General features: G+C 62.6%; 12 protein-coding genes. 1 reads left to right on the top strand and 11 read right to left on the bottom strand.

Annotation, left to right across the window (positions count from 1 at the left end; translation table 11 throughout):
- Positions 1 to 30: 30 nt before the first annotated feature.
- The 11 genes from ptfC to GJR99_RS01585 all read right to left on the bottom strand — a co-directional run bounded on the left by ptfC (position 31) and on the right by GJR99_RS01585 (position 11,451).
- Entirely contained in the window at positions 31 to 1,161 is a 1,131-nt protein-coding gene (gene ptfC / locus GJR99_RS01635) for a fructose PTS transporter subunit IIC (protein WP_151108936.1), read from the bottom strand.
- A 105-nt stretch (positions 1,162 to 1,266) separates the two neighbouring features.
- Positions 1,267 to 2,184: a 1-phosphofructokinase gene (pfkB, locus tag GJR99_RS01630; protein WP_151108935.1), complete on the bottom strand. Its 918-nt coding sequence runs from the start codon at positions 2,182 to 2,184 to the stop codon at positions 1,267 to 1,269.
- The gene (glpR, locus tag GJR99_RS01625; protein WP_151108934.1) at positions 2,181 to 2,948 is read right to left on the bottom strand and encodes an HTH-type transcriptional regulator GlpR; all 768 of its coding nucleotides are present in this window, start codon (positions 2,946 to 2,948) and stop codon (positions 2,181 to 2,183) included. The genes pfkB and glpR overlap by 4 nt, the downstream gene beginning before the upstream one ends.
- Positions 2,949 to 3,117: 169 nt before the next feature.
- Complete coding sequence (gene leuB, locus GJR99_RS01620; RefSeq protein WP_151108933.1) at positions 3,118 to 4,092, bottom strand: 3-isopropylmalate dehydrogenase; 975 nt, start codon at positions 4,090 to 4,092, stop codon at positions 3,118 to 3,120.
- The gene (leuD, locus tag GJR99_RS01615; protein WP_151108932.1) at positions 4,085 to 4,693 is read right to left on the bottom strand and encodes a 3-isopropylmalate dehydratase small subunit; all 609 of its coding nucleotides are present in this window, start codon (positions 4,691 to 4,693) and stop codon (positions 4,085 to 4,087) included. The genes leuB and leuD overlap by 8 nt, the downstream gene beginning before the upstream one ends.
- Complete coding sequence (gene leuC / locus GJR99_RS01610; protein WP_151108931.1) at positions 4,690 to 6,111, bottom strand: 3-isopropylmalate dehydratase large subunit; 1,422 nt, start codon at positions 6,109 to 6,111, stop codon at positions 4,690 to 4,692. The genes leuD and leuC overlap by 4 nt, the downstream gene beginning before the upstream one ends.
- Entirely contained in the window at positions 6,104 to 6,370 is a 267-nt protein-coding gene (locus tag GJR99_RS01605; RefSeq protein ID WP_151108930.1) for a hypothetical protein, read from the bottom strand. The genes leuC and GJR99_RS01605 overlap by 8 nt, the downstream gene beginning before the upstream one ends.
- A 15-nt stretch (positions 6,371 to 6,385) precedes the next feature.
- Positions 6,386 to 7,426: a ketol-acid reductoisomerase gene (ilvC, locus tag GJR99_RS01600; protein WP_151108929.1), complete on the bottom strand. Its 1,041-nt coding sequence runs from the start codon at positions 7,424 to 7,426 to the stop codon at positions 6,386 to 6,388.
- The gene (gene ilvN / locus GJR99_RS01595; protein WP_151108928.1) at positions 7,423 to 8,079 is read right to left on the bottom strand and encodes an acetolactate synthase small subunit; all 657 of its coding nucleotides are present in this window, start codon (positions 8,077 to 8,079) and stop codon (positions 7,423 to 7,425) included. Before ilvN ends, ilvC begins: the two co-directional genes overlap by 4 nt.
- Positions 8,076 to 9,830: a biosynthetic-type acetolactate synthase large subunit gene (gene ilvB / locus GJR99_RS01590; protein ID WP_151108927.1), complete on the bottom strand. Its 1,755-nt coding sequence runs from the start codon at positions 9,828 to 9,830 to the stop codon at positions 8,076 to 8,078. Before ilvB ends, ilvN begins: the two co-directional genes overlap by 4 nt.
- A gap of 364 nt (positions 9,831 to 10,194) precedes the next feature.
- Entirely contained in the window at positions 10,195 to 11,451 is a 1,257-nt protein-coding gene (locus GJR99_RS01585; protein ID WP_154325920.1) for a LeuA family protein, read from the bottom strand.
- A 380-nt stretch (positions 11,452 to 11,831) separates the two neighbouring features.
- Between GJR99_RS01585 and GJR99_RS01580 the strand changes: the two genes are divergently transcribed.
- The gene (locus tag GJR99_RS01580) at positions 11,832 to 12,119 is read left to right on the top strand and encodes a DUF5779 family protein (RefSeq protein ID WP_151108926.1); all 288 of its coding nucleotides are present in this window, start codon (positions 11,832 to 11,834) and stop codon (positions 12,117 to 12,119) included.
- Positions 12,120 to 12,345: the final 226 nt, after the last annotated feature.

The following is a 12,345-nucleotide window of genomic DNA, read 5'->3' as shown; positions in this document are numbered from 1 at the left end:
GGGTATGGAAAGATTGGTCAGGTGTCGTGGTCAGTCGTCGCTGCTCTGTGCCGAGCCCGCCGTGACTTCGAATTCAGGCTTGATGCCCGTCGCGATGGCTGCCGTCACGAGGGAGCCAAGCAGGATACAACCGATGAACGCGAACGGCTGGTTCGACAGCGGGACGACGAAGATGCCGCCGTGGGGAGCAGGCATCGTCACGCCGAGTGCCATCGAGGCCGCACCCGCGACTGCACTGCCAGCCACGACGCTGGGGATGATGCGTGCGGGGTCTGCTGCTGCGTAGGGAATCGCACCCTCAGTGATGAACGAGAAGCCGAGGAGAACGCCGCTCTTAGCGTTCTCGTACATCTCTTCTGCGTACTTCTGCGGTGCGATGAAGTTCGAGATCGCGAGGCCGATTGGCGGGACCATCCCGGCGATCATCACGGCGGCCATCGGGGCAGTGACGCCCTCGGAGATGAGGCCGACCGAGAAGACGTACGCCACCTTGTTGATGGGGCCGCCCATGTCTGACGCCATCATCGCGCCGAGGATGGCACCGAGAACGATTGCCTGACCGCCGCCTTGCATGTTGCTCAGGAAGTTCGTGAGGCCCGCGTTTGCGATGGAGATCGGGACGCCCAGCACGAACAGCATAATCGGCGTCAGGACCGCAGTGGTCGCTACCGGGATGAGGAGCACCGGCATCATCGGTGCGATGAACTCCGGCACGTTGCGCTGTTTGAACCAGCGAGCGACGATACCGGCGAGGAACCCGGCCACGATTGCGCCGAGATAGCCGGCACCGGCCGACCCACCCTGGAGACCGATGACGTCACCGGCCGCCTGCAGGACGTTTCCTTGCTGGATGATGTACGCGAGGATGAACCCCGGTGCCAGGCCCGGACGGTCCGCGATTGCGTACGCGATGTACGCACCGAGAACCGGGACCATGAGCGTGAGTCCCGCCACACCGATTTGGGCGAGGAACCACCCTGCCGTGCCAGTACTACTGAACACGTCTTGTACGTTGTTCGAAAGCGAGGCTACCGCGTAGCCCAGCGCCAGGAAGATTCCGCCGATAGTCACGAACGGAATCATGAACGATACCCCTGTCATGAGGTCCTCCTTCACCGACGTGAGGTAGGACCGAACTGCCTCTTCTGCATCGTTTGCCATAGTGTTGCCACCCCGTTATCGTTTCTACGCATATATCTTCAAAAACCCTTTCGGATATGATTTTTTCTGAACGTTTTAATCCTTAACAAACATCTGTTTGAAGTGTCAGCGAGTCCGGACAGTCGTCACGTCGACGCGTGTCTCGTTCGTGAGCACGTCTTCGAGGTGGGGAACCCGAGTTCCGGCGACACCGACGACACGTGCAGCAGTGAGAATCCCCATTCGAAGTGCGTCAGAATCGCTCAGCCCGTGTTCGAGTGCCGCGAGGAACCCGGACAGAATCGCGTCACCGGCACCGACGGTATCGACGACGTCGACGTCGAGTGCCGGCGCAGACAGGATTTCGTCTTCGGTCACGAGGACGGCACCGTCGCCCCCGAGGGAGGCGAGCACGTATTCGAACTGTCCGTCACGGAGTGCTTCTGCCGCAGCAATCGCGTCTTCGTTCGTCTCGACGGTTCGCCCAGTCGCTTCGGCGAGTTCCGACCGGTTGGGTTTACAGACGAAGTAGTCAGCGTCGAGTTCCGCGAGGTACTTCCCGCCCATGTCGACTGCCGTTCGCCAGTCGCCGGCCCGCGCGAGTCTATCGACCGATTCGAGCGCCATCCCACGGGGGAGACTGCCGCCGACGAGGAGGGTGTCGGGTTCGTTCGCCTGCGCCGCCTCGACGAGTTCGTCCACGTCAGATGCGGTGATATGCGGGCCGTTGTGGTTGAGTTTGTACTCGCCGTCGTCGGCGAGAACGGTCGTGTTCAGTCGCGTGTTGTCGTCGATGTTCACGAAGTCGCTGGCGACGCCGTCCGCTTCGAGTCGGTCACGCACGAACTTGCCGAAGTGGCCGCCGATGAATCCAGAGGCCGTGGCGTCGACGCCGAGCGCCGAGACGTACTTGGCGACGTTGATACCTTTCCCGCCGGCGGTGAACACCGCGTCGTCGGTTCGGTGGACGACGCCGGGTTGGAGTGGTTCGTCGAAGTGAATCGTGTGGTCTACTGCAGGGTTTGGTGTAACAGTGAAAATCATCGTGCAACTCCGTCGACGACGTCGACGCCAGCGCTCTCGATCTCTTCGCGCGTCGCTGGGTCGAGTTCGTCGTCAGTAATGAACAGGTCGATGTCTTCGAGCGATGCGAATTTGACGAAACTCCGGCGGCCAAGTTTCGACGCATCGGCGACGAGGATGACTTTCGAGGACTTCTTTACCATCAGTTCCTTCATGCGAGCCTCGTCTTCGTTGGGCGTGGTGAGTCCCGACTCGACGTCGAGGGCGTTCGTCCCCAAAAAGAGCACGTCGAAGTTCGTCCGCTCCATGAACGACTCGGCAGTCGGCCCGACGAGCGCTCGCGTGCGTCGTCGGAGCGTTCCGCCGGTGAGTTTTACCTCGTTGTCTTCGTCGTTGAGCTCGATAGCGAGCCGCGGTGAGTTGGTGACCGCGAGAACCGACCCATCGTTCGGTACTTTTCGGGCGACTTCCATCGTCGTCGTGCCGGCGTCGAAGAAGACGACCTGCCCCTCTGCGAGTTCTTCGATGGCGCGTTCCGCGATTGCGCGTTTTGCTTCGAGATTCTGTACTTCTCTTTGCCCGTAGGTCTGCTCGCGCCCGACGGAGGTCACGGGGACGGCCCCGCCGTGCGACCGTTCGATGAGCCCACGGTCTTCGAGCTCGCGTAAATCACGTCGTATCGTCGCCTTCGAGTATCCGAGGTTCTCCGAGAGGTCCTCGACCGAGCGACCATCGGACTCAGAGACGAGTTCGACGATGCGGCGTTTTCGCTCTGCTGGTAACATCAGTGGCGGTTCCTCGTTGGGTGGAAGATAGGGGGGCACGCGGTGTTAATTGTTTATGTTGGATTCCGAGCGAATCTGCTCGAAAGTGGAGCCGACCACGCAAGAACAAAAACCCGAGTCTCGACGCTACACGAGGCGCTGCCCTGCGAGAGAAAAGTGGAAGTCGCTGTTAGAGGCGGTCGAGGATGGCCGCAGTGACGTCTTCCGTGGAAGCGTCGCCACCGAGGTCGGGGGTTCGCGGCCCGTCTTCGAGGACGCCCTCGACGGCCGCCCGAACCTGTTCGGCCTCGTCACCGTAGTCGAGGTAGTCGAGTAACATCGCGGCCGAGAGGATGGTCGCCGCCGGGTTGGCGATGCCTTCGCCTGCGATGTCGGGTGCAGAGCCGTGGACCGGTTCGAACAGGGCGGTGTCCGGCCCGATGTTGGCCGACGGGAGCAGTCCGAGGCCGCCGACGAGACCGGCAGCGAGGTCGGACAACACGTCGCCCGCGAGGTTCGGACAGACGATGGTGTCGAACTGCGTGGGGTCGAGACAGACGTGTGTCGCGAAGGCGTCCATGAGGACTTCCTCCGCCTCGACGCCGCGTTCGTCAGCGACGGAGACGACGGCGTCTCGGAATCGACCGTCCGTCTCGCGCATCACGTTCGCCTTGTGGGCGACGTGGAACTGGCCACCCTCGCCGCCGACGAAGTCACAGGCGTACTCCGCGAGTCGCTCGGACGCCGACGTCGTCACGACGCGGGTGAGCGTCGAGAGGTCGTCAGAGAGGCGGTCTTCGTGGCCCGAGTAGACGCACTCGGTGTTCTCCCGAAGGAAGACGAGGTCCGTCTCGGGGCGCAGCGCGTCGACGCCGGGGTATGCTTTCGCCGGGCGGACGTTGACGAACGAATCGACGGCCGTTCGAAGCGGCAGGATGACGTCGGCGGCCGTCTCGCCTGCCGCACCGAACAGGGTCGCGTCAGACTCAGCCACGAGGTCGTAGGTCTCCTGTGGGAGTGCTTCGCCCGTCGCTTCTTTCACGTGGTCCCCAGCGGTGGCTTCCACGAACTCGAAGTCGCCGACTGCGTCGAGGACGTCGACGGCGGCGGGAATGACCTCGCTTCCGATGCCATCACCGGGGATGACGACGATTTCCTCAGTCATCGACGTAGGGCAAGGATGCGGCTTTCTCGGCGACTGCGTCGGCGTTCGACTTCATGAGCGCCGTCGTGTCCCAGACGCCCTCGGTGAGCGCCTTTCGCTGTGCGTCGTCTACCGTCGCTTCGACCGTCTTGTCACCGTAGGTGACCGTCTCGGCTTCCACGTCGACGTCGATGTCGCCGTCGGGGTTCTCGTCGACCCACTCTTGGAGTTCCACGATGGTCTCGTGGTCGGCGGTGACCGTCGGGATACCCAGTGCGAGACAGTTGCCCGCGAAGATTTCTGCGAAGGACTCACCGATGATGGCGTCGATGCCCCAGCGCATGAGCGCCTGCGGCGCGTGTTCGCGCGAAGAGCCACAGCCGAAGTTGGCGTTGACGACCATGACCGACGCGTCCTGGAACTGCGGTTCGTTCATCGGGTGGTCTTTGGTGTCGTCGTTCTCGTCGTATCGCTGGTCGAAGAACGCGAACTCACCGAGGCCGTCGAAGGTGACGACCTTCATGAACCGGGCCGGAATTATCTGGTCCGTGTCGATGTCGTTGCCGCGGATGGGAACGCCCGACCCGGAGACGTACTCTACTTCTGGAATCTCGTCGGTCATGCCGTGGTCACCTCCTTCAGTTCGCGCACGTCAGTTACCTCCCCAGTGATAGCCGCCGCGGCTACCATTCGGGGGTTCATCAGGACGGTGCGGCCGTCTTTCGACCCCTGCCGACCGATGAAGTTTCGGTTCGAAGAAGACGCCGACGCTTCGTCGCCCTCCAGTTGGTCTTCGTTCATGCCGAGACACATCGAACACCCTGCTTCTCGCCACTCGAAGCCCGCGTCTTTGAACACCTCGTCGAGGCCTTCTGCCTCTGCGGCGGCCTTGACGCGCTGACTGCCGGGGACGACCATCGCGCGGACGCTGTCCGCGACTTGGCGACCCTTCACGACGTCTGCAGCACGGCGCAGGTCGGGCATTCGGGCGTTGGTACACGACCCGAGGAAGGCGACGTCGATCTCGTAGCCTTCCATCGTCTCGCCGGGTTCGACGCCCATGTGTTCTTGCGACATCCGGGCGGTGTCCTGCTTTTCTTCGGGCAGGTCTTCTGGTTCCGGGATGGGTTGGGTGATTCCGACGCCCTGTCCAGGCGTGGTTCCCCACGTGACGACAGGTTCGAGTTCCGACCCGTCGATGGTGACGACGTCGTCGTACTCGGCGTCGTCGTCCGAACGGATGGACTCCCAGTACGGCTTGAGTTCGTCGAACTTCTCGGGGTTCTCCTGGAAGTAGTCGGTCTGTTTCAGCCACTCGTAGGTGGTCTCGTCGGGGTTGATGTACCCTGCACGAGCACCGCCTTCGATGGACATGTTACAGATGCTCATCCGACCTTCCATGTCGAGGTTCTCGATGGCTTCGCCGGCGTACTCGTAGACGTAGCCGACGCCGCCTTCCGTTCCGAGCCGACGGATGATTTCGAGGATGACGTCTTTCGCTTCGACGCCCGGTCCGAGTTCGCCCGTGACCTCGATTTTGCGAACCTTCTTCTTCTCCATCGCGACGGTCTGGGTCGCCAGCACGTCGCGAATCTGACTCGTTCCGATACCGAACGCGAGCGCACCGAACGCGCCGTGAGTCGAGGTGTGACTGTCACCGCAGACGATGGTCGTGCCAGGTTGGGTGAGTCCCTGCTCTGGCCCGATGACGTGGACGATACCCTGGTCGCCGGACGTCGGGTCAGAGAAGTTGATTCCCGAGTCGCGGACGTTCTGTTCGAGTTCGGCCATCATCTCCTCGGCGGCGTCGTCGCGGAACGGCCGCGACTGGTCCGACGTGGGGACGATGTGGTCGACGGTTGCGTGCGTTCGCTCTGGGTAGGCGACTTCCAAATCGCGTTCCTGCAGCATACCGAACGCCTGCGGACTCGTCACCTCGTGGATGAGGTGCAGGCCACAGAACAACTGCGTCTGACCGGTCGGGAGTTCGGAGACGGTGTGTTCTTCCCACACCTTGTCGTAGAGGGTGCCCTTACTCATCTACGTCACCAGCGGTTGGCTTCCCGTCTTTGCCTCGTTTCCAGACCTCGTTTGCCCCGGTTTTGTTTCGGGGAGTGTGGTCGACGTCGTCCATCGTCTCGGACCCGCCCGTCATCTCGGGCGACTCCGCAGTTTCGCCACTCCCGTCTGCGACGGCCGGGCCGCGTTCGTAGACCGTCGTGAACGTCTCGCCCGTGTTCGGGTTGGTGTGGCTGATGTCTCGCATTCGTGTCTCGTCTCGTGTCTCGTCTCGTGTCATTGTGCGTTGTGTGGGTCAGTCGTCTGCGGGTGCTTCGGCTTTCTCTGTGTCGTCTTCGTCGTCGGCCCACGCGAACAGCTCGCGGAGACGGCCGCCGACTTCCTCGATGTCGTGGTTCTCTTCGGCTTCCTTGAGTTGGGAGTACGACGGGCGACCCGCCTGGTTCTCCAGAATCCACTCACGAGCGAAGGTTCCGTCTTGGACCTCCTCGAGGACTTCTTCCATGCGCTCGCGACTGTGTTCGTCGACGATGCGGTCACCGCGCGTCAGGCCGCCGAACTCCGCAGTGTCGGAGACGGAGTGCCACATGCCGCCGAGTCCGTCTTCGTACATCAGGTCGACGATGAGTTTCAGTTCGTTCAGGCACTCGAAGTAGGCCATCTCCGGGGAGTAGCCCGCGTCGACGAGCGTCTCGTAGCCCTGCTTGACGAGGGAGGTGACACCGCCACAGAGGACGGCCTGCTCACCGAACAGGTCGGTCTCGGTCTCCTCGCGGAACGAGGTCTGGATGACACCCGCGCGGGTACAGCCGATTCCGTGGGCGTAGGCGAGTGCCTCCTCTTTGGCGTCGCCGGTCGTGTCCTGGTAGACGGCGATGAGGCCTGGCGTCCCCTCTCCGCTCTCGTAGTTCCGGCGGACGAGGTGGCCCGGCGACTTCGGCGCGACGAGCGTCACGTCGACGTCTTCCGGGGGTCGAATCTGGTTGTAGTGGATGTTGAACCCGTGGGCGAACTGGAGGGTGTTACCAGGTTCGAGTTCGTCACGAATCTCTTCGAACACTGCCGGTTGGACGGTGTCGGGGACGAGGACGGAGACGATGTCTGCTTCTGCGGCGGCCTCGACGGGCGTCGCGACGCGGAGTCCATCTTCTCGGGCGGCCGCTCGCGACGAGGAGTCTGCGCGGAGACCGACGACCACGTCGACCCCGCTGTCGGCGAGGTTCTGTGCGTGGGCGTGGCCCTGACTGCCGTAGCCGAGGATGGCGACGGTCTTGTCGTCGATTTGGGAGCGGTCAGCGTCGTCGTCGTAGTATACAGTCGTGGTGAATTCGGTCATTGGGTATTGGTCGTTGGTTTCGTCGGTTCGCCGGAGGTTCCGGGTTCCTCTCCGGGGACTGTCTTCTTCGCACCGTGTGCGAGGGCGGTCTGGCCGGTTCGGGCGATTTCGATGATGCCGAAACGGCGGAACGCGTCCACGGCGTCGTCTATCTTGCGCTCGTCACCGGTGAGTTGGACCGTGATGGTCTCCGGCCCGGCGTCGAGCGTCTTCCCGTCGTACATCTCCGTGATGGCGTGAACCTTGTCGGGTTCTTCACCACCGACTTTCAACAAGACGAGTTCCGTGCGAACGGCGTCGTCGTCGAGTTCGCCGATGGAGATGACGGGCTTGAGCTTCGCAATCTGCTTTTCTATCTGGTCGATACCGGGGTCCGGTTCCTCGACGACCATCGTGATACGCGAGTGGCCGTCGACGGTGGTCGGACCGACGGTGAGGCTCTCGATGTTGAACTGGCGCCGTGCGGCGAGGCCGGCGATTCGCGAGAGGACACCGGGTTCGTCCTCCACGATGGCCGAAAACACCGTGCGGCGTCGTTCGGGTTCTGACTCCACTTCGGGGTCGATGCGAATCCCTTGCGAGTTGCGGCGGCCTTCTGGATGGGGTCGTTCGTCGGGGGCCGGTCCTTGCAGTCCCTTCTGTTGGTCACTCATAATTGGTCCTCCGAGAGTGCGAATTTGCCGTTCGGTGCGCCCGACGAGACCATCGGGTAGACGTTCTCTGCCGGGTCGACGTGGAAGTCGATGACCGACGGGCCGTCGTATGCCAGTGCTTCTTCGATGGCGTCGGGAACCTCCTCGTAGGAGTCGACGGTCCACCCGCGAGCGCCGAACGCTTCAGCGAGTTTGTCGAACTGTGGGCACCACTCGTAGCCGGCGGCCATGCGACGCCCTTCGAAGAAGGCGTCCTGCCACTGGCGGACCATCCCGATGTACTGGTTGTTCAGGATAGCGATGGTGATGTCGAGGTTCTCACGGACGGCGACCGACAGTTCCTGAATCGTCATCAAGAACGAGGCGTCGCCGTCCACACAGACGACCGTCTCGTCGTCGTCGGCAGCGAGTCGTGCACCGATGGCGGCAGGCAGGCCGTATCCCATCGTGCCGAGTCCGTGCGACGAAACCCAGCGACGGGGTTCGCGGAACGTCCAGTACTGGGCGGCCCACATCTGGTGTTGGCCGACGCCGCTCGTGACGATGGTCTCGTCGGGCGTCGCTTCGTCCAGCGCCTCGACGACGAACTGCGGTTTCAGCGGTTCGTTGTCGGGTGCCGCGTAATCCATCGGGTACTCGTCTTTCCACGTCAGGCACTGTTCGCGCCACTCGGGTGCTTCCGGACTGTGTTCCATCGCGGCGTCGATCGCCTCGAGGGCACGGCCGGCGTCGCCGACGACCGGGTAGTCAGCGTGGATGTTCTTCGAGATTTCCGCCGGGTCGATGTCGATGTGAACGACTTCTGCTTCGGGGGCGAACGTATCGATACCGCCGGTCAAGCGGTCGTCGAAACGCGTCCCGACCGCGATGAGGCAGTCGGTGTGCGTGATGGCCATGTTGGCGTAGCCAGTACCGTGCATCCCTGCCCACGAGAGGCAGAGTTCGTCGTCTTCCGGCATCGTACCGATTCCGGGCATGGTCGTGACGACCGGAATCTGGTGCTCGGTCGCGAACTGCCGGGCGACCGCTGTCGCGTTTGCTTTGACGACGCCACCGCCGAACAGGAGCACGGGTTTCTCCGCGCGCTCGATTGCGCGTGCGGCCGCTTCGACCTCCGCTTCGTCGGGGTCGAGGCGAGGCCGACACGTCTCCGGTGGCTTGGCCTCACCGGGTTCGCGGTCGGTCTCGCTGAGCGACGTGTCCTTCGGCAGGTCGACCAGCGTCGGGCCAGGTCGGCCCGTACCGGCCAGCGCGAAGGCTTCACCGACGGTGTCACCGACGGTGTCTGGAGAGGACGCGAAATAGTTGTGCTTCGTGATGGGGGCAGTGACGCCCGTCGTGTCCGTCTCCTGGAACGCGTCAGAGCCGACCATGTCCGAAGGGACCTGACCGGTCAACGCGAGCATCGCGTCGGAGTCCATGTTGGCGTCGGCGATGCCAGTCACGAGGTTCGTCGCGCCGGGCCCGGACGTGGCGAGACAGACGCCAGGGTCACCGCGAACGACGCCATAGGCGTCTGCGGCGTGTGCTGCGCCCTGTTCGTGTGCCATCGTCACGTGACGGATGTCGGAGTGATACAGGGCGTCGTAGATGGGCATGATTGCCCCTCCCTGCACGCCGAACGCCGTTTCGACGCCAGCGTTCTCGAGGGCGCGGACGACTGCCGTCGCGCCCGAGGTCACTTCCGTCTTCGTGGATTCGTCGTCCGACGACGTGTCCGGTTCAGTCGAGGCGGCGGTGCGTTCGCTCATGGCTGCCCTCCGTGCGGATGTGTTGTCGGTCGATGTCGATACGTGTGCTGTCGGTCGTTGATGTGGAACTGGTGCTCCATGGTTGGGGACTGCTGAAGTGTCTGAAAACGGTTCGAACCCGAGGACTGAGAGATGGAGTGTGAGGGGGCTATGCCCCTACAATAATGAGCGACCGAACAGCAGCGACGGTGCCTTCGCTTACCGCTGCGTGCGGTGAAGCGGGTGCCAGCTGTGCGCCGTGCTGATTCATCGTATGGCACACGTACTCCCGGTGTATAATAACTGTTTCGCGACGGGCAACGATTGCTCGCCGACCGAGAGCGGGTGCCGGGCGGTCGCCCAGTAGGGCCACAGCCCAGCGCCATCAGGCGCGGACCTCCTCCCTCTCGTCCTCGTGGGTGACGCCGACCTCGCGGGCGAACGCCTCGAGCGTCGAGTCGTTGACGCGCTCTTTCTCCGCGCCGTAATCCTTGACGCGTCGGGTGACTTCGCGGACCTCGGCGTCCGTCGGTTCGTACCCGATGTCGGTGAGGCGCTTGCGAACCGAGTGCGTCCCCGTGTGCTTGCCGAGTACGAACTCGCGGGTTGCCCCGACCATCTCGGGGGTCATGACGCCCGGTTCGAACGTGTCGGCGTTCTCGATGACACCGGCGGCGTGGATTCCGCTCTCGTGGGAGAAGGCGTTCTGCCCGACGACCGGCTTGTTCGCCGGAATCGGGATGTCGGAGGCCTTCTCGACGATGCGGGCCAGCTCGGTGATTCGAGTGGTATCGATGCCGGTGTCGACGCCGTAGATGGATTCAGCGGCCATGACGACCTCCTCGTAGGCGGCGTTCCCAGCACGTTCTCCGATGCCGTTGACCGACACCTGCGCCTGTGCGGCGCCTGCTTCGAATCCGGCCATCGCGTTCGCCGACGCCAGTCCGAAGTCGTCGTGCGCGTGCACGTCGATTCGAGCGTCGGTGTGTTCGCGGACCATCCGGACCATCCGGGCGAAGCGAGTCGGCGTCGCCACACCACACGTGTCGGGGAGGTTGATCCAGTCGACGCCGGCCTCGGAGACCGCTTCGACGACTTCGATCAGGAACTCCTCGTCCGTTCGGGTGGCGTCCATCGGAGAGAACATTACTTCGACGCCCGCGTCGCGGACGCGTTCGACACTGCGGACAGCACGCTCGACGGCCTCTTCGCGAGAGGCGTGCATCGAGTCGGCCAGTTGGACGTCGCTGGTGCTGACGAACGTGTGCACCATGTCCACGCCGGAATCCAGCGCGGCTTCGATATCCTTGTCGACGACGCGGGCCAGTCCGCACGTCGTCGAGTTGTCCGCCGAAGCAGCGATATCAGCGACTGCCTCGAACTCCGCATCAGAGTTCACGGGGAACCCTGCCTCGATGACGTGGGTGCCCATGTCGTCGAGGGTGGCGGCTATGTCGCGCTTTTCCTCGTAGCTGAACGAGGTTCGCGGTGACTGTTCGCCGTCGCGGAGTGTCGTGTCGAAGATTCGTACGTCTTCGATTTCAGATTGTTGGGCTAATGTGCCCTGGAAGAACTCGACCCGCCGGGGAACCCGACGAATCCTCCGTGTCGTTGTGAGACATGTGTCAGTTCGGTGTGGCAACTAGTATAAAAATGTTTCTCACAGACAGTATCACGGTCGTTCACCTGCGATTGTGTGTGAGTGCCACTCGCGACTAATCGCACGACATAAATGGCCTAATACTGTATCATGTCATATAGTGACTTGATACACTCGGTCAGTGTTCGGATAATTAGTTCGATTAATTTACTCACTGTTGTTTAGAAACAATAATTCGACCTGCTCTCGCGCACCCTCGATTGGACGAATGTGGAGTGGGTCGTGAGGCAGCACGTGTCACAAAGCCCGGTGTCTGACCGGTTGTTTGGTCCGTAAACTGGTCCACGTTCAGTCTCCTCGAGACAGCAGCACCCACAACGGGTGACCGAACCCTTTTCTCGTCCCTCGACAACCGACCGGGTATGGGCGATTTCAACCTCAACTTGCAGACTGCCGAAGAACACCTGGACGAGGACGACCCGGAAGGTGACGTGGTCCTCGGCGTCCTCGACGGGTCCACCCCACCGGAAGAGTGGGTCCAGACCGTCGCTCGCGGAAACACCCTGATGCTGGCTATCGACGGTGACCTGAACAAACTCGCGTCCGGGTTCGCGCGCGACGTGAAAGATATGGGTGGCCAGTTGATGCACTTCCGTAAGTTCCTCGTCGTCACCCCACCAGGCGTCGATATCAACACCGACAACCTCTAAGCGCCCACTACTCGAGGCGTCCGCACGACACTGGAGACGTCGTCTGTCGCGCTCTCTCCCTCTCGTCTATTGTCTCTACCCCTCCCTCTCACCTGTTGTCTCTACCCCTCCCTCTCGCGCCAGTTCTCGTGTTCGCCTCCACCTCTTCTGTTATCCCACTCGTCGCCGGTAGTTCTCTCACCCACCGTCGCTGCCGCCACGACCGAGGAGACGAAACCGGGTGTAT

This window comes from Haloferax marinum, from assembly GCF_009674625.1.
GTDB lineage: Archaea > Halobacteriota > Halobacteria > Halobacteriales > Haloferacaceae > Haloferax > Haloferax marinum.
Note: the sequence above shows the minus strand (reverse complement) of the source record. Positions and strands in the feature narration are given on the sequence as shown.